The following is a 17,176-nucleotide window of genomic DNA, read 5'->3' on the forward strand; positions in this document are numbered from 1 at the left end:
TGGCGGTTTGATTCCACCAGGACCCACGATGCGTCAACGCCTGCTTGTCCTCGCCCTGCTCACCGGCCTCAGCGCCTGCCAGCAACAGCCCCAATCACCGCGTGCCGATACGACCGCGCCTGCCGCCCCTGAAGCACAGACCCCGGATGCGCGCTTTGCCGCATTATCCAAACAAGCGCTGGACACCTGGATGCAGCTGTCGCCGGTGACCGCCACCCAGACCGGCGACCACCGCTTCGATGCGCAGATCGACGACCTGAGCGCGAGCGGCCGTCAGCGCAGCCTGGACGCGGGCAAGAAGCTGCTGGCCACCCTGGATGCGATCGAGGTGACCAAGCTGTCGCGCGAGAACCAGGTGGATGCGGCGATTTTGCGCAACCAGCTGCAATCGGAGATCTGGAACACCGAGGTGCTGCAAAGCTGGGCCTGGGACCCGCAGGTCTACAACGGCCTGGCCGGCAGCGCACTGTACAGCCTGATGGCGCGCGAATTCGCGCCGCTGCCCGAGCGCCTGACCGCAGCAACACAGCGCATGGAAAAGATCCCGAGCATCTTTGCGCAGGCACGCGAGAACCTGGACCCGGCGCGCGTGCCGAAGATCCATGCCGAAACGGTGGCCAAGCAGAACAAGGGCATCCTGAGCATCGTCGACAGCTTCATCGCGCCCAACATCAGCCAGCTTGGCCCGATCGAGGCGGCGCGCGCCCAGGCGGCCATCGACAACCTGCGCAAGGCAGTGGCCGAGCAGCAGACCTGGCTGGACACCGTGCTGGTGCCCAATGCCAAGGGCGACTTCCGCATCGGTGCGGAAAAATACGACCAGAAGCTGAAATTCGCGCTGCTGTCGTCGCTGTCGCGTGCCGACATCAAGCAGCGTGCCGAGTCCGAGCTCAAGCGCGTACGCGGCGAAATGTATGGCATTGCGCGCACGGTGCTCAAGGACACGCCTGGCGCTCCCAAGCTGCCCGAGTCGCCCGACGACGACCAACAGCAGGCGGCGATCGAAGCGGCCCTGGAACTGGCGTATGCCGACAAGCCGGCGCGCGACAAGGTGGTGGACGCGGCCACGGCAGCGCTGGCGCAATCGACCGAATTCGTGCGTCAGAAGGATTTGATGACGCTGCCCGATTCGCCGGTGGACATCATCCTGATGCCGGAATTCCAGCGTGGCGTGGCGGTCGCGTATTGCGACTCGCCCGGCCCGCTCGACAAGAACCTCAAGACGTTCTACGCGGTGTCGCCGATTCCCGACGATTGGAACGACAAGCAGGTGGATTCGTTCCTGCGCGAATACAACACCCGCATGATCCAGCTACTCAGCATCCACGAGGGCACGCCGGGCCACTACCTGGAAGGCTGGCACTCGGCCAAGTTCCCCTCCACGCTGCGCGCGGTGCTGCGTTCTGGCATGTTCGCCGAAGGCTGGGCGGTGTACACCGAGCGCATGATGCAGGAGCAGGGCTACCTGGATAACGACCCGCTGTTCCATCTGGTGCAACTCAAGTTCTACCTGCGCACCATTGCCAACGCCATTCTCGACCAAGGCGTGCATGTGGACGGCTGGGATCGCGACAAGGCGATGCACCTGATGACCCACGACACCTTCCAGCAGGAAAGCGAAGCCTCGGGCAAGTGGGTGCGTGCGCAGCTCTCCTCCGCGCAGCTCCCGACCTACTTCGTGGGCGTGCAGGAACATCTGGACACCCGCAAGGCGGTACAGGACAAGCTCGGCGATAAGTTCAACCTGAAGGCCTATCACGACAAGATGCTGTCGTACGGTGCCCCACCGGTACGCTTCGCACGCGAACTGATGCTGGATCAGCCGATCGAGTGATTGCTCCTTCTCCCGCGCGCGGGAGAAGGTGCCCGCAGGGGCGGATGAGGGGGCGCCTGGCGAAGGTGTGACCACCTGCCATGTCAAACGCGTCGCTACGCGCCTTCGGAATGACACGGCAGGCGGCTTCGCCCCTGCCCTCCCCCAAACCCCTCTCCCGCACGCGGGAGAGGGGCTACGGTCGCGCCGTGCTCGCGCACAGTTTTCAATCACGCATCCGCCGCAACAAATCCACCGGTCTGCCGCGCCCACAATCGCGCATACAGGCCGCCATGTGCGATGAGCTGCGCATGCGTGCCTGTCTCGACAATCCTGCCGGCATCCATCACCACCAGTCGATCCATGCGCGCGATGGTCGAAAGACGGTGCGCGATCGCGATCACGGTCTTGTTGCCCATCAGCGCATCCAGGCTGTCCTGGATGGCGGCCTCCACTTCCGAATCCAGCGCAGAGGTGGCTTCGTCCAGAATCAGGATCGGCGCGTCCTTCAGCAACACCCGCGCAATGGCGATGCGCTGACGCTGGCCGCCGGACAGCTTGACCCCGCGCTCGCCCACATGCGCATCGAAACCGCGGCGGCCTTCGCCGTCGATCAGCGTGTCGATGAAGCTGTCGGCGCGGGCCTTGCGTACGGCGTCGAGAAGTTGCGCCTCGCTGGCCTGCGGCCGCCCGTACAGCAGGTTATCGCGGATCGAACGATGCAATAGCGAGGTGTCCTGCGTCACCAGGCCGATCTGTCCACGCAGGCTTTCCTGCGTCACGGTTGCGATGTCCTGCCCGTCGATCAGGATGCGGCCCTGCTCCAGGTCGTACAGCCGCAGCAACACATTGACCAGGGTGGATTTGCCGGCACCGGACGGCCCGACCAGGCCGATCTTCTCGCCGGCACGCACCTGCAGATCCAGCCCGGCGATCACCCCACCGCGCTTGCCGTAATGGAAATGGATGTGCTCGAACTGCACCTGCCCCTGGGTTACCTGCAGCGGCACCGCATCCGCGGCATCCTGCACCTGCACCGGTTGGGAGATGGTCTGCATGCCGTCCTGCACGGTGCCGATGTCCTCGAAGATGCCGTTGACTGTCCACATGATCCAGCCGGACATGTTGTGGATGCGGATCACCAGGCCGGTCGCCAAGGTGATCGCGCCCACGCTGATCTGGCCGCGGCTCCACAACCACAGCGCCAGCGCGCAGGTGCCCACGATCAGGAAGCCGTTCGCCACTGCGATGGCGGTATCCATGGCGGTGGTCACCCGGGTCTGCCCGCGGTGCTTCACTGCCAGCTCGTCGATGGCATCGCGCACATACGCCTGTTCGCGGCCGGCATGGGCGAACAACTTGAGTGTGGAAATATTGGTATAGCCATCGACGATGCGGCCGGTCGCCTTGGAGCGCGCGTCCGATGCCACCCATGCGCGCGCCTTCATGCGGGGCACGAAGAACGCCATCAGCGCGACGTACACCACCAGCCAGAGCAGCAGCGGCGCCATCAGCCAGGGGTCTGCCTGCGCGAACAGCCACAGTGCGCTGCCGGTGTAGACCACGATGTACCACAGCGCATCCACCATCTGCACGGCCGACTCGCGCAGCGAGGTGCCGGTCTGCATCACCCGGTTGGCGATGCGCCCGGCAAAATCGTTGTTGAAGAAGCCAAGGCTCTGGCGCACCACGTAGTTGTGCATCAGCCAGCGCGAACGGTTGCTCAGCCCCGGCACGATCGCCTGATTGACCAGCAGATTGTGCAGGCCGGTGAAAAGCGGCCTTGCCACCAGCGTGATCACCGCCATCCAGATCAGTTCGCCCGCATGCTGCCGGAAGAAGTCGGGCCCCGGCTTGCCGGCAAGCATGTCGACGATGCGGCCGAGGAAGTCGAACATCGCCACTTCCACCAGCGCAAGCAGCAGCCCGGCGATCAAGGTGGCCAGCAGGATCGGCCACAACGGCCGCAGATAATGCAGATAAAAGCGCCACACGCTGCGTGGCGGCATCTCCCGCTCGATGGGCGGGAAAATATCGATCAGGGACTCGAACCAGCGGAACATTGCGCAGACTTCAAAAACACCGGGAGCCCAGGCTAGCCGATCGGGCGTCAAGCCGCAGTGGCGCTGGTCGGCACGCGCGGCCTGATCGGGCCACGCAAGGCGTCAACGCCCTGGCGACGAGAACTATAGAGACGAGGTTTGCAGCGCCTGCGCACATGAGGCGCCCACCGCTGTCACTCGCGCACGCGCGCAAGCAAACGATTGACCTCTGCCAGATCGACATGCCCGGGCTCGAAGCGCCCACCCAAGGTTGCCAATTCCTGCACATGCTGCGGGTGGTCCGGGTCGGCGATGATGCGCATCACCGCCTGATAATCGGCAATGCCGCCACTGCTATCGGGCGGGCAGGCATTGGCGCCGTCCACGCAGCGCGCCACGCGCAGTCCGGCATCGGCCGGCAACAGCGCTTCCACTTGCAGGCGATGCTGCCAGCCAGGGCCGGCGCCGTAGAAGTAATCGAAGCCTTCAAGCTCGCCCACCGCGCTTTCCAGCGTGACACGCCCGGCATGCTTGAGCCGGGGGCGCTCGGGCACATCCAGTCCGGATTCGCCGTAACGCCCGCCGCCGAGGTCGAACTCGTACGGATGCGCGCCATTCCAGCCCATCACCGGCTGCAACACGCGATGCAAGGTGGCCAGGCGTACTGCGCCCGACACCAGCAGGCGCCGCCAGATCAACGGCGCACTGCCGGTCAATGCCACATGCAGTTGATACACCGGCGCAGGTGACTGCAGCGCTTGCTGAGCAGATCTCTTTTTTGCCTTGGCCATCGTGTCGTGCATTCGTCTGCCTGTCACCAGTATGGCGTGCCAGGCTGGCGAATGCAGACGCTGTTTAGATCAGCGAGAAACAACAGCGCAACCACCAGGCGGGCGCGGCCGGTGCCCGGATCGGGATGTACCGCTTGTACATCGCGGTGAGTGCCCCGGCCACGCCCGCCTGACCATCGCTCGCGACGGTTTATTCGCCACGCTCAGGCCCTGCGGCGCAGGCGCAAACCGAACAGCAGGTCATACAGGATCGGAATCAGGCCCAGCGTCACCAGCGTGCCCAACGCCAGCCCACCGATCATGGTGATGGCCATGCCCGTCCATAGCGGGCCGGCAAACAGCATCAGCGGCACCAGGCCAACGATGCAGGTGAGCTTGGTCATGACGATCGGGCGCAGCCGTTTGACCGCGGCAGCCACAACCGCTTCGCGGCGCGGCAGGCCATCGGCAAGTTCGGCTTCGATGCGCTCCAGCAGCAACACCGCGTTGTTGACGATGATGCCGGCCAGCGCCAGCAAGCCGAAGGTCGCCATGAAGCCGAACGGGTAGCCGGTCATCACCAGCGCCAGGGCCGCACCGATCAATACGAACGGCACCGCCGACAGCACGATGAACAATTTGCGGAACGAGTTGAACTGCCATACGAACAGCAACAGGATCGCGCCCAGCGCATGCGGCATGTAGTGCAGCAAGGCCTGATTGGCTTCGGCCGAATCTTCCAGCTCGCCACCAATCTCCACCCGGTAGCCGGCCGGCAGCTTGAGCGCGGCAATCGGCGCGGACAGCCGCTCGACGATCTCGGTCGCGGTCAGCTGCGGGTTGCGTGCGGTCACGGTGATGGCACGGCTGAGGTTGCGCCGCTGGATCGCCGACGGCTCGCTGTCGCGCAGCACCGTGGCGACCGCCGCCAACGGTACCGGTGCGCCGCCTGCCTGCGGGTACACCAACGTATCGGCCGGATTGCCGTTGGCGGCACGCTCGTCGGTGCTGCCGCGCACGACGACCGGCACACCGGTGCCATCGTCGCGGATCAACGTGGCGTCCACACCGCTGTAGCGCCCCTGCAACGCCTGCGCAATGTCTTCGCTGCTGACACCGGCGCGGCGGGCCTTGAGCTGGTCCACCCGCACCACATAGCGCGGAATGCGCGCCTGCCAATCGTCCTGCACGTCCACGGTGCCCGGCACGGCCCGCAAGGCCCTGGCAATCGCAGCAGCGCTGCTGCGCAGGACCGCCTCATCCGGCCCCACCACGCGATACACCGCCATCCCGGCTTCGGTGGCGCCCAGCGAAAAGCGTTTGGGTTCGGCGCGCAGCGCGGGGAAGTGGCTGCGCACATGCGAGCGCACCCGTGCGATCACCGCATCGATGTCGGTCCCCGGCCGCACGCTGACCGTGAAGTACGCCTGGTTGGCCGCCGGCAGCGGCGGGTTCAGGCCCAGCACGATGCGCGGTCCGCCATCGGCAACATACCCGATGCTGTCCACCACCTCGGGGTTGGCGTGGCGGTCGCCCAACCAGCGGCTGAGTTCACTCACCGTGCGCAGGGTCTGGCGAGAATCGCTGCCGGCCTGCAATGTCACCGGCATCTGGAACTGCAGGCGGTCGGACTTGGGCAGGAAGTCGTATGGAATGGACACCAGCACGGTGACCGCCACCGCCAGCATCGCCGTCATCGCACCGATGAACAGCACCTTGTGCTGCAGCACGCGTTCGATCACACGACGGTAGCCGCGATAGAACCGCGATTCGGCTGCATCGCTGGTCTTGGCGACATGCACCTTGGCGAAGTACATGCACAGCAGCGGCGTCACCGTGATGCTCAGCAACCACGACCCCAGCAGCGTCACGCCAAGCACGGTGGCCAGCGAGCGCAGATATTCATTGGTGCTGGTCTGGCCGAAGAAGAACGGCGAGAACGCCAGCACGATGACCAACGACGAGGTCAGCAAGGGTATCGCCAACGTCCGGCCTGCATCAATGCAGGCCTGGCGGCGTTCCTCGCCGGCCACCAGACGTCGCTCGATGTCTTCGGCAATCACGATGCCGTTGTCCACCAACAAGCCCAGCGCAAGAATAATGGCGGCAATGGAAACCGTTTGCAGCTCCACGTTCAGCACACGCATGACGATCAGCGAGGCGAAGATGGTCAACGGCACGATCGCGCCGACGATCAACCCGGTGCGCCAGCCCAGAAACAGCATCACCACCGCCATGACGATGACGATGGTCTCGCCCATGACGTGATGCATCTTGCCCATCTCGCGCTCGACCACATCGGCCTGGAAGCTCACCACGTGCTGGGTGAAGCCGGCAGGCAGCTCGTGTGCGGTGTCGTCGAGCTTGGCGCGCAGCGCCTTGCCGAAGTCGGCGACATTGGTGCCGGGTTGCATCGAGACCGAGACCACCACCGCCGGCTGGCCCTGGTAAACGGCCGCACTTTGCGGTGGGTCGGCCGGCATGACCTGCACCTGTGCCAGCTCGCCCAGGGTCACTTCGCGGGCCCCGCCGGCAGGCGCGCCGGGCACGCTCAGCAGGACGCCGCGCAACTGCTCGGGCGTGCGGATTTCGCCGGACGTGGCCACGGTCAGCGCCAGCCCGGACACCGCGACCTGCCCACCGGAACCCACCACATTCTGCGCGCGCAACTGCGCCATCACGACGGACGGCGTCAAGCCACTCGCCAGCAACCGCGCACGGTCAAACGACACATACACCGATTCGTCCTGCAGGCCATATAACTTCACCTGCTCCACGCCGGGCAAGGCGTACAGCTGCTCGCGCATGCGCCGCAACGGGCCGCGCATTTCGCTCATCGAAAAGCCCGGTGCGGTCACCGCGATCGACGCCACCGACACGCGCCCGAAGTCGTCGTCGACAAATGGGCCAAGGGTGCCGGCGGGCAATTGTGCGCCGGCCTCTGCGGCCTTGGCGCGCACGCGCTGCCAGAGCGCCGGCAGATCCTGCACATCGTCATAGGCGGTCAGCTGCACGATCGCGCTGCCCGGATGCACCGTGGTGACGATGCGCTTGATGCCGGCCAGCTCGCGCAAGCGCTCCTCCACCGGACGCGCCAGCAGGTTTTCCACCTGCTCGCTGGGCATGCCCGGATAGGCCACCGACACCAGCGTGTCGCGCACGGTCACCGACGGTTCTTCCTGCGATGGGAAGCCGAGAAACGCCACGATGCCGCCGATCAGGATCATCGCTGCCGCAAACAACGTCAGGCGGCTCGAGCGCATCGCCATCTGGGTCAGCTTCATGGCGTGCGACCTCCGCTCAGCTGCGTCTGTGCCTGCAGTGGCGTCACCGGCTGGCCGTTCACCAAGAAGCCCACTCCGGCGCTCACCACCTGCTCGCCTGCACGCAGCCCGCGCAGAATCTGCACACGCTCGCCGACGATCGTTCCCAGGTCGACCGTGCGTTCGATCACAGCCCGCTTTGCCGGCTGGTAAACGAACACGCTGGCCTGTTGCCGGTTGAGCCGGGGCAATACCGCCGACAACGGCACACTCGGCGTGGAAGCGGCAGGCGTCGGCAGCGTCAGCATCACGCTGTCGCCGCTGCGCAGCGAAGGCGCGCCGGCGAGCGGTTCCAGCAAGGCCTGTACCGTCGTGGCATTGTCCAGGCGGCTGGAAAGACTGCGCAGACGCAGGTCGACCGGTGCGTCGCCCGCATCGACCACGCGGGCATGCACGGTTTGGCCCGGCACCAGACCGGCACCGGCAGTTGCCGGCAGCGTGGCGACCAGCTGCACATGGCCTTGCCCTTCCACCTGCAGCACCGTCTGCCCTGCCGCCACATCGGTCTGCGGTTGTTGCAGGCGCGCCACCACGCTGCCATCGAAGGGCGCGCGGAGCTCGCCCAAACGAGTGCCGCGGCGCGCCATGGCCAGGTCGGCCCTGGCCACCTGCAGCTGCGCAGCGGCCGCATCTGCCGCTGCACGCGCGGCAGTCAAGGTGGCGTTGGAACTGGCACCGTCATCGAACATTGCCTGTTGCTGGCGCAATTGCAGTTGCCGTTCGCCAGACTGCGCCAGCGCCGCGCGCACGTTGGCATCGGCCTGCTGTTCGCGCAGGCGCAGCGGTTCATCGTCCAGGCGAGCCAGCAGTTGCCCGCGTGTCACCCGGTCGCCGACATCCACCAGCACGGCGGACAGGCGGCCTGCCCCTTCGAACCCAAGTTCGGCGCGTTGCTCCTGCCGCACCAGCGCCGGCACCTGCAACGGGTTATCGCTACCGCCGCCGAAGCGCTCCAGCTTCACCGCGCGCGGCGTCTCGGTGGCCGGCGCATCCGGCCCGCTGCATGCGGCCAGTCCCAGCAGCAACGTGCCGCACACCAGGCCGCGATAAAACATCGTCATCATTCGATCCCCCGGTTCATGCCGCTCAGCGGCTGTAGGTCAGTGCGAGATTGCCGCTGACCACGCTGCGGCGTGCCACCAGTGGGCTGTCTTCGGCGTTGTCCAGGTAGCGCGTTCCGGTGACCCCCAACGTGGTGGCCCAGTGGTCGCCCAGCGAGTGCGTCCAACTGCCACCTACCGCGGCGGCATACGCACCGGAGCCGGCATTGAAGGCCGTAAAGCGGGTGCGCGCGGCTTGCGCATCGGTGACGCCGAAGTAGGCCTGATTGAAGCGGCGGTCGCCGCCATGCACGTTCAGATCCAGGGTGACCGTGTCGTTGGCGCTATGCAGCAGGGTGAACTCCATCCCGGCGCGATAGCGGTTGCGGCGCGCAGCATCCTTGAGCGTGAATTCCGCCTCCGCATTGACGTTCATGTAAGGCGTCACTTGCTGCATCACCAGCGTGCGCGCCGTCACCGAGCCAGGCACATCGCCCATGCCGGCCAGTAGGCGCGAGCCCGGCCGCCAGTTGCTGTCGCTTTGCAGCCGTCCCAGGTCGTAATACAGCGATTGCGATATGTAGAAGCCGGACTTGCTCTGGAACTGCAGGCCGCCGCCGCGGGAAGTGTCGAAGAACAGCACGCCGCGCTGCACCACCAGCACCGGGTTGAATTGCACGCGCGCGCGCTCGGCGCCGGCATACTCGGGCGTGGCCACCGCTGCGGCGCCGGCCGTGATTTCAGTGCGGTCTCCCAGCAGGCGCGAACTCCCGGTCAGATCGGTTTGTGCGTGCGCGATGCATGGAAGGGCGCTCATGCACGCAAGGACGCCGGCGCGAACGGCATGGGTGGCACGCTGGCGATTGAAGGACGATACGTTCATCGAAGGTCTCCGTCGGAAGTCAGGAAGCGGTGGGCAGGCGCACGCCATAGAACGCCTGAAACAGCGCGATACGGCTCAGCACGCGTTGGCGTGCGGTATCCAGGTAATCGAGTTCGGTTTGAGCGAGGCGGGTCCGCTCGGCCAGCAGCGCGCTGCGGTCTTCCAGACCGGCATCCACGCGTTCATGCATTCGAGCAAGACGCAGTTGCTCGCGTTCGACCTGCTCGCGCGAGCGCGGTTCAGCCTGCGACAAGGTGGCGTGGGCGTCGAGCGCGTTAGCGACCTCGCGAAATGCAGACTCGATCGCCTGCTCGTAAGCGGCGACATCGGCACGTTCGCGTACGTGCGCCAGATCCAGATTGGCGCGATTGCGGCCGCCATCGAACAACGGCAGGTTCAGTTGCGGCATGAAGCTCCACACGCCGTGGCCCGCAGAAAACAAGCCGTTCAATCCGTCGCTGGCCGTACCCACGCTGCTGCTCAAGGTGATCGACGGAAAAAACGCCGCGCGCGCCGCGCCGATGTCGGCTTTGGCCGCGCGCAACTCCAGCTCGGCCTGCTGGATGTCCGGGCGTTGCAGCAGCAGCGACGAATCCAGCGCGCGCCACGCACCGGCAGGCGTATCAGCGGCGATCAGACCCTGCAGATCGCCGGGTACCGGAGTGCTGTCGTAGCCGGCCAGCAACTGCAGCGCACGCACCGCCGCAGCGTGGTTGTCGTTGCCCTGCAGGGCCGCCACATGGGCCTGGTCGGCCTGTCGCCGCTGCGCATCGCGCTCATCGCGCGCAATCAGCCCTACCTGATATTGCCGCTCGGCAACGGCAAGCAACGCAGCGCTGTCGGCATCCAGCGATTGCAGCTGTTGCAGCGCCTGCGCCGTGGTGCGCTCGGCGGTGTAGGCGCGCAGCACCTCTGCAATCAGGGCGCCACGCGCCGCGTCGCGGCCATAGGTGCTGGCCAGGTAGCGCTGGCGTGCGGCCTCGGACATCGCCTGCAGCTTGCCGAAAAAGTCCACTTCGAAATTGCCGATCCCCGCATTGGCGATCACCAGATCCTGCTGGTACCGCGCATCCAGCGTCGGGTTGTCGAAATGTTGCCGCAGCTGCTGTGCGCCGACGGCGAGCGTCGGCAGGCGCGACGCCTGCGCAATGCCGTACTGCGCACGCGCCTGTTCTACCTGCAACGCCGCACGGCGGAAATCGCCGTTGTGCGCCAAGGCGCGTTCGACCAGGGGCCGTAGGTCGCGGTCTGACGCGAAGGCCTGCAGGAATGCGCGCTCTTGCTCGTTCAGAGCGACGGCGGGGGTCGCATTGGCGTCGGGCTCACCGGATGCCGGTGGGGATGCAGCCTGCGGGCTGCCGAAGGTGGCCGGCACGCTGACCACCGGGCGCTGGTAGGCCGGCGTCAGCGAGCAGCCAGCCGACAGCACCGCACTGACGGCAACCAGGCACACGCAAGACCAACGATGCGGAATATTTTGTGAAATCATGATGTCGGAGCACAGAGCCAATCTCGACCGACATCCTCGACCCGCAGCGTCCAGGTTGTTTTCGGGAATTATCCAGATTTGATCGAGACGACAAGGCAACACGCATGACAGGCAAAAAGGTTCTGCTGGTGGAAGACGACAGCGATAGCGCCAGCATTCTGGAGGCCTATCTCCGCCGCGACGGCTTCGATGTGGCGGTGGCCGGCGATGGCGAACGCGCCATCCAGCTGCACCGGCAATGGGCACCGGATCTGGTGCTGCTGGACGTGATGCTGCCCAAGCTCAGCGGCATCGAGGTGCTGTCGACGATCCGCCGCGCCGGCGACACGCCGGTGATCATGGTCACCGCCATTGGCGATGAGCCGGAAAAGCTCGGCGCCCTGCGCTACGGCGCCGACGATTACGTGGTCAAGCCGTACAGCCCCAAGGAGGTGGTGGCGCGCGTGCATGCCGTGCTACGCCGGAGCGTGGCGGTGCGCGCGCCAGGCGAGCCATTGCAGCACGGTCGGCTGAGCGTGGATCCGGCCGCCGTGGTCGCCAGCGTGCAACACGAAAACGGCGACAGCGTGGCGCTGGATCTGACGCCGACCGAATTCAACCTGCTCGCGCTGCTGCTCAAGACCCCATTCAAGGCCTTTACGCGCAGCGAACTGCTCGACGCCTGCCTGCCCGACAGCGATGCATTGGAACGGGTGGTGGACTCACACATCCACAACCTGCGCCGCAAACTCGAAGTGCATGGCATCACCGGTGTACTGGTCACCGTGCGTGCAGTGGGATATCGCTTTCAATGAAGGTGCTGCGGCGGTTTCATGCCTGGCGCAACCAGGCGCCCCTATGGTGGTGGGTCGGACTGCGCATGAGCGCGCTGGCGGTGGTGACCATGATGGTCATCGCGTTCGGCATGTGGTGCTATTTCAATCTGCGCTACAGCCTGATCCTGAGCAATGTGCCGGCCGAGCCGCGTGCGGAGATTTCCCAGCTGATCGAGCAGCCCAGGGCCAACCAGGCCCGCCTGTGGGAGCTGTTCCAGCGCTATTACGACATCGAAAATTTCCTGCCCGGGCTGGCCAATCCGGACTGGTGGATGCTGGGCGCCATGATGACCATCTCGGTGCCGGTCATCCTGTTCTGCGGCCTGCTCGCGTCGCGGCCGCTGTCGCGGCAATTTTCGCAGGTGGCTTTCGCGGCGCACCGGGTCAGCGATGGCGATTTCGGCGCACGCGCGCAAGTGGTGCGCGGCGCGCCGGACGAGCTCACTGCCCTGGCCGACGACTTCAATACGATGAGCGGCAGGCTGCAGCAGTACGAGCGCGAATTACGCGACTCCAGCGCGATGCTTGCGCATGAATTACGCACCCCGCTCAATGCCGCGATGGGACGCGTGCAAGGCATGCTGGATGACGTCTTCCCGCGCGAGCCGGAGCAATTGCGGCTGGTGCATCGCCAGCTGGAGCAGATCAATCGCCTGATCGGCGACTTGCACCTGGTGTCGCTGGCGCGTGCCGGCCAGCTGGTGCTGGAGCCGGAAAGCGTCGAGCTGCGGGAGCTCGTCGCCGAGCGCATCGAATGGGCGGGGCCGGCGCTGCGCGAGGCGCAGATGACCATCCACTACCCCACGCATCCGGCGCTGCGCCTGCATGCCGACCGGCACCGGCTGGGCCAGGTGCTGTCGATCCTGATCAATAACGCGTTGCGCTACGCCGCAGCCGGCAAGCTGCTGGAGATCGAGGTGCGTCGCGACGGCACCGGCGTGCAGCTTACCGTCGGCGACCGCGGGCCCGGCGTGGCGCCTGCGCAATTGCCGCACCTGCTGGACCGCTTCTGGCGCGCCGACAGCTCGCGCGCACGGCATTCCGGCGGCAGTGGCCTGGGCCTGGCGATCGCCTCGGCCATCTGTCAGGCGCACGATGGCCAACTGGTCGTCAGCAATCGCCCCGGCGGTGGCCTGCTGGCCAGCGTGCAGTTACCGCTGGGGCGTTGACGCAACGCCGGCCACGCACACGCCGGCGCAACTGCCCGCACCTGCGGGCAATTGCGTAACCGATCACCGCGATTGCAGGCTCGGCACCGCGTCGCTCACGTGGGCGTGGCGGCGCATGATCCAGTTGAACAACGGCGTGGCCATCAGCGTGGACAGGATCGCCATCAGCACCAGCACCGAGAACAGGCCCTGTTCGATCACACCCGCCTGCAAGCCGATGTTGATGATGATCAGCTCCATCAATCCGCGTGCATTCATCAGCGAACCGATCGCCATCGCGTCGCGGTTGTTCTCGCCGGTCGCACGCGCCGCGGCCCAGCAGGCCACGCCCTTGCCGATGAACGATGCGGCCAGGATCGCCACGCCGGCCAGCATGATCTGCGGCTGCAGCAACACGCTGAGCTGTGTTTTCAAGCCCGAATAGGTGAAGAACATCGGCAGCAACAACACCACGACGAACGGCTGCAGCATCTCGCGCAGCTTCTCGGTCAATGCGCCCCTGGGCAGGCAGACACCGAGCAGGAAACCGCCGAACACTGCATGGATGCCGATCGCATCCATCGCCCAGGCGCTGGTGCAGAACAGGATCAGCACGACCGCCAAGACGCTGTTGCTCAGCGGCTGGCCGGGCACCACATGATCGGCCAGCCGCTTGAGCAGATGCCGGCCGACGAAAATCATGAAGACCGCATAGCCGATGCCGCCGCCGATGGCCAGGTAGGCACCGCCCCAACTGCCGCCGAAACTGGCCAGCACCACGGCCAGAATGCACCACGCTGCGGCATCGTCGAACGCGCCAGCGGTCAGCGCCAAGGTGCCCAACGGGCTATTGGTCAGACCGCGTTCGTGGATGATGCGCGCCAGCATCGGAAAGGCGGTGATCGCGATCGCCGCGCCCAGGAACAGCGACGCTTCGGTCAGCTTGGCCCTTTCCGAAAACAGCCCCTCCACGTTGATCAGCCACGGGCACATGGCGAACGCCAGCAGGAACGGCACCGCGATGCCGGCCATCGACACGCTCATGGCGCTGCGATAGCGCGCGCGAAAGTGGTCGCCGCGGAAATCGGTGCCGACCAGGAACATGTACAGGCCCACGCCGAACTGCGCGAACACATACAGCACGTCCAAGGTCTGTTTGGGGAACAACGCCGCTTGCGCGCCCGGCGCCAGCAAACCGAACAACGAGGGCCCCAGCATCACGCCGGCAATCATTTCGCCCACCACCTGCGGTTGCCCGAGGCGCTTGGCCAGCATGCCGACCAGCCGGCATACCAACAAGATCGCAGCAGCCTGCAAGAAGAAGTACACCGACATCTGCGGAGTGGTCATGCGTGCGGCAACATCCCTGAAAAGTGCGCAGATCGTAACCGGAGCTGCTGCACTTCGATAGCGTGCGGCTGCCGTGGCGATCTGAGCCCATCTGCGCGCTTGGGCCCGCCAGGCGCAGCGCAGAGGTGATCCGCGCTTGCCTGCATCATTTGCCCGCGGCGGTCGGCGTCGGCACCGGCGTCAGCACCAGGTCCTGAAAATCGAAGCTGAAATCGGTCAGCGGCGAAATCGGCTCCATGCGCATCTCGCGCACCGCGCCATCCGGGGTCAGCGCAAAATTGACGAAGGCATCTGCATTCAAGGAGCGGTCGTCCCAGCGCACGATGAAACTGTCGTGCTGCCAATGCTCCAGCGTGCCCACCAACTGGGCGGTCTTGGCGAACTGCAGGCGCAGCCGCTTGCCGTCCTGGACAATCGCCACATCGCCGTACCAGGGGTCGCGATAGGTGACCGCGTAACTGCGCAGCGGCAACGACGGCGTCGAACGTGCCGCGCGAGCGTCCTGGTGCTTGTTCCAACTCGCGTCCGCATCGCGATCGGCCTTCTCCACCAGCTTGGCGTAAGCGGCGGTCCAATCGGTGGACGGCACCTGCAAGAACGCATCCAGCACCTGGAAGGTCACCGCGTTGAACGCAGCGCCCACCTCCTGATTGGTCAACACCACCACACCCAGCTTCTGATCCGGCAGCAGCGTCAGGCGCGATACCATGCCGGGCCAGCCGCCGGTGTGCCAGACCATGCGATGGCCGCGGTAATCGCTCAGGCTCCAGCCTTCACCGTAGCCGGCGAAGTTCGGCCGCGCCGCGGCAAGCTCGGGTACCTGCACCTCGCCGATCGGAATCGGCGTGATCATCGACCACATTTCCTGCTGACGCTTGGCGCTGAACAGCGGTCTGCCATCGGGCAGGATGCCGCCGGCCAGTTGCACGTTCATCCACAGCGCCATGTCGTGCACGCTGGAATAGATGCCGCCGGCGCCGGAGTTGTTGGACCAGGTCAGCGGCGCCACCGTGCGCAGCTCGGTAAAGTCGTACTTGGCGTGCCCGACTGCGGCGCGATCGCCGGGCTGCAGATGGTCGGCGTTGAAGCGCGTGCCGCGCATGCCCACCGGGTCGAAGATGCGTTGCTGCAGAAATGCCGCGTAACTCTGCCCGGATACCTGCTCGATCACCTTCTGGGCGACTGCGTACAGGATGTTGTCATACGCATAGCGGTCGCGAAAACCGCCCTTCAGCGGCACCTTGGCCAGGCGCTGCACGACTTCTTCAGTGGTGTAGCTGGTGCTGGGCCAGAACAATAGATCGCCTGCGCCCAGGCTCAGACCGCTGCGGTGCGCCAGCAGATCGCGGATGCGCATCTGCCCGCTCACATACGGGTCGGACATGCGAAACCACGGCAAATGGTCGATGACCTTGTCATCGAGCGAGAGTTTGCCTTCATCGGCCAGGATCGACAGCGATGCGGCAGTGAACGCCTTGGTATTGGAGGCAATCGCAAACAACGTGTCGGCCTGCACCGGCGCGGGCTTGCCGGTCTCGCGCACGCCGTAGCCGCGCTCCAGCACCACCTGGCCGTCCTTGACGATGGCCACCGCAATACCGGGCACGTCGAACTGTTTGCGCACGCGTTCCATCTGCGCATCGAACTGCTGCATGCCGGCGGGGAGTTCGGCCGCGTGCGTCGTCGTCACCAAGCTTGCCACCATCAGCACGCCCCCACTCAGCCATCGGTTCAAGGTCACTGCATCACCTTCAGGTTGTTGGTCAGATCGATCCGCCGGCGCCATCCAGCGCCAACGGTTGCGGCGCCACCAGCACGCCATTGGCATCGGCGTACAGCCAATGGCCCGGAACGAAGGGGACGCCAGCAAAGTTCACCGGCACATCCACATCGCCCAGATCGCGTCGCTCGGTGCGGCGCGGACACGCCGCCAGCGCCAGCACCCCCAGCGGCAACGTGGCAAGCATCTCGACATCGCGCACGCAGCCGTGAATCAGCACGCCGGCCCAGCCGTTCGCCACCGCGTTGGCCGCGATCTGGTCGCCCAGCAGGGCATGCTTCAGCGAGCCCTGCCCGTCCACCACCAGCACGCGGCCGTCGCCCGGCGTGGCGGCCAGCTCGCACACCCGCGAGTTGTCTTCGAAACAGCGCACCGTGACCATCGGTCCGGCGAATGCCGTGCGCCCGCCGAAGTGGCGGAACAGCGGCTCGGCGATTGTCGCTTCGGGGTAGCGGTCACACAGATCAGGCGTGGTCCAGGTCATCGGGGCGATCTCGCGCGGCAGAGCTGGCATGGTAGCCGGCTGTGGCGGCGCGCGGGCGATGGCTGACCAATGACCAATAACCAATGACCGATACCCGATGTCCGATAACGCGACACGCAGTCACGCACGCGCAGCGAAGCTGCGCGCACGCGGACAACGCTGCGTTCGCCGTTTCATGATGGTCGCTGCAAGGCAGTCGTCATACGGCGCTTGCCGGGCATGGGCCTGCCAATACGCTG

Annotated in this window: 12 protein-coding genes; 3 read left to right on the forward strand and 9 right to left on the reverse strand. The window is 65.8% G+C overall.

All coding sequences use genetic code 11. The features are described from left to right. Window positions 1-28: 28 nt before the first annotated feature. A complete protein-coding gene (locus J7360_RS07865) occupies window positions 29-1,834 on the forward strand; it encodes a DUF885 domain-containing protein (RefSeq protein ID WP_057659973.1) in 1,806 nt (601 codons plus the stop codon). A 209-nt stretch (window positions 1,835-2,043) separates the two neighbouring features. On the opposite strand, the gene J7360_RS07870 is transcribed toward J7360_RS07865, so the two are convergent. The 6 genes from J7360_RS07870 to J7360_RS07895 all read right to left on the reverse strand — a co-directional run bounded on the left by J7360_RS07870 (window position 2,044) and on the right by J7360_RS07895 (window position 11,360). Next, entirely contained in the window at window positions 2,044-3,876 is a 1,833-nt protein-coding gene (locus J7360_RS07870; RefSeq protein WP_022558956.1) for an ABC transporter ATP-binding protein, read from the reverse strand. 173 nt (window positions 3,877-4,049) lie between these two features. Then, the gene (locus tag J7360_RS07875) at window positions 4,050-4,646 is read right to left on the reverse strand and encodes a plasmid pRiA4b ORF-3 family protein (RefSeq protein WP_057659975.1); all 597 of its coding nucleotides are present in this window, start codon (window positions 4,644-4,646) and stop codon (window positions 4,050-4,052) included. A gap of 203 nt (window positions 4,647-4,849) precedes the next feature. Then, window positions 4,850-7,909 carry an efflux RND transporter permease subunit gene (locus tag J7360_RS07880; RefSeq protein ID WP_209033612.1) on the reverse strand — a complete coding sequence of 1,020 codons (3,060 nt, stop codon included), beginning with the start codon at window positions 7,907-7,909 and terminating at the stop codon, window positions 4,850-4,852. Beyond that, complete coding sequence (locus J7360_RS07885; protein ID WP_057659887.1) at window positions 7,906-9,012, reverse strand: efflux RND transporter periplasmic adaptor subunit; 1,107 nt, start codon at window positions 9,010-9,012, stop codon at window positions 7,906-7,908. The genes J7360_RS07880 and J7360_RS07885 overlap by 4 nt, the downstream gene beginning before the upstream one ends. 22 nt (window positions 9,013-9,034) lie before the next feature. Further along, window positions 9,035-9,871 (reverse strand): MipA/OmpV family protein, encoded by an 837-nt coding sequence (locus J7360_RS07890; protein WP_209033614.1) that lies wholly within the window; start codon window positions 9,869-9,871, stop codon window positions 9,035-9,037. A 19-nt stretch (window positions 9,872-9,890) separates the two neighbouring features. Further along, window positions 9,891-11,360 carry an efflux transporter outer membrane subunit gene (locus tag J7360_RS07895; RefSeq protein ID WP_057659892.1) on the reverse strand — a complete coding sequence of 490 codons (1,470 nt, stop codon included), beginning with the start codon at window positions 11,358-11,360 and terminating at the stop codon, window positions 9,891-9,893. Between the two features lie 104 nt (window positions 11,361-11,464). Between J7360_RS07895 and J7360_RS07900 the strand changes: the two genes are divergently transcribed. Further along, complete coding sequence (locus J7360_RS07900) at window positions 11,465-12,154, forward strand: response regulator (RefSeq protein WP_005912893.1); 690 nt, start codon at window positions 11,465-11,467, stop codon at window positions 12,152-12,154. Next, on the forward strand, window positions 12,151-13,344 hold the full coding sequence (locus J7360_RS07905) for an ATP-binding protein (protein ID WP_057659894.1): 1,194 nt from the start codon (window positions 12,151-12,153) through the stop codon (window positions 13,342-13,344). The genes J7360_RS07900 and J7360_RS07905 overlap by 4 nt, the downstream gene beginning before the upstream one ends. A 63-nt stretch (window positions 13,345-13,407) precedes the next feature. Here the strand turns inward: J7360_RS07905 and J7360_RS07910 are convergent, their stop codons facing one another. The 3 genes from J7360_RS07910 to rraA form a co-directional block, all read right to left on the reverse strand. Then, window positions 13,408-14,673 (reverse strand): cation:proton antiporter, encoded by a 1,266-nt coding sequence (locus tag J7360_RS07910; protein WP_007963979.1) that lies wholly within the window; start codon window positions 14,671-14,673, stop codon window positions 13,408-13,410. A gap of 145 nt (window positions 14,674-14,818) precedes the next feature. After that, the gene (locus J7360_RS07915; RefSeq protein WP_057659896.1) at window positions 14,819-16,495 is read right to left on the reverse strand and encodes a serine hydrolase; all 1,677 of its coding nucleotides are present in this window, start codon (window positions 16,493-16,495) and stop codon (window positions 14,819-14,821) included. Continuing rightward, a complete protein-coding gene (gene rraA, locus J7360_RS07920; protein WP_209033664.1) occupies window positions 16,437-16,937 on the reverse strand; it encodes a ribonuclease E activity regulator RraA in 501 nt (166 codons plus the stop codon). Before rraA ends, J7360_RS07915 begins: the two co-directional genes overlap by 59 nt. Between the last annotated feature and the right edge of the window lie 239 nt (window positions 16,938-17,176).

The organism is Xanthomonas sp. D-99 (genome assembly GCF_017746145.1).
Taxonomy (GTDB): domain Bacteria; phylum Pseudomonadota; class Gammaproteobacteria; order Xanthomonadales; family Xanthomonadaceae; genus Xanthomonas; species Xanthomonas cissicola.

Coding starts and splice junctions, on each gene's coding strand:
- J7360_RS07890 (WP_209033614.1), bottom strand. CDS start 9,871: ATGAACGTATCGTCCTTCAATCGCCAGCGTGCCACCCATGCCGTTCGC.
- J7360_RS07915 (WP_057659896.1), bottom strand. CDS start 16,495: ATGGCGTGCTGGTGGCGCCGCAACCGTTGGCGCTGGATGGCGCCGGCG.
- J7360_RS07895 (WP_057659892.1), bottom strand. CDS start 11,360: ATGATTTCACAAAATATTCCGCATCGTTGGTCTTGCGTGTGCCTGGTT.
- J7360_RS07885 (WP_057659887.1), bottom strand. CDS start 9,012: ATGATGACGATGTTTTATCGCGGCCTGGTGTGCGGCACGTTGCTGCTG.
- J7360_RS07875 (WP_057659975.1), bottom strand. CDS start 4,646: ATGGCCAAGGCAAAAAAGAGATCTGCTCAGCAAGCGCTGCAGTCACCT.
- J7360_RS07870 (WP_022558956.1), bottom strand. CDS start 3,876: ATGTTCCGCTGGTTCGAGTCCCTGATCGATATTTTCCCGCCCATCGAG.
- J7360_RS07865 (WP_057659973.1), top strand. CDS start 29: ATGCGTCAACGCCTGCTTGTCCTCGCCCTGCTCACCGGCCTCAGCGCC.
- rraA (WP_209033664.1), bottom strand. CDS start 16,937: ATGACCTGGACCACGCCTGATCTGTGTGACCGCTACCCCGAAGCGACA.
- J7360_RS07905 (WP_057659894.1), top strand. CDS start 12,151: ATGAAGGTGCTGCGGCGGTTTCATGCCTGGCGCAACCAGGCGCCCCTA.
- J7360_RS07880 (WP_209033612.1), bottom strand. CDS start 7,909: ATGAAGCTGACCCAGATGGCGATGCGCTCGAGCCGCCTGACGTTGTTT.
- J7360_RS07910 (WP_007963979.1), bottom strand. CDS start 14,673: ATGACCACTCCGCAGATGTCGGTGTACTTCTTCTTGCAGGCTGCTGCG.
- J7360_RS07900 (WP_005912893.1), top strand. CDS start 11,465: ATGACAGGCAAAAAGGTTCTGCTGGTGGAAGACGACAGCGATAGCGCC.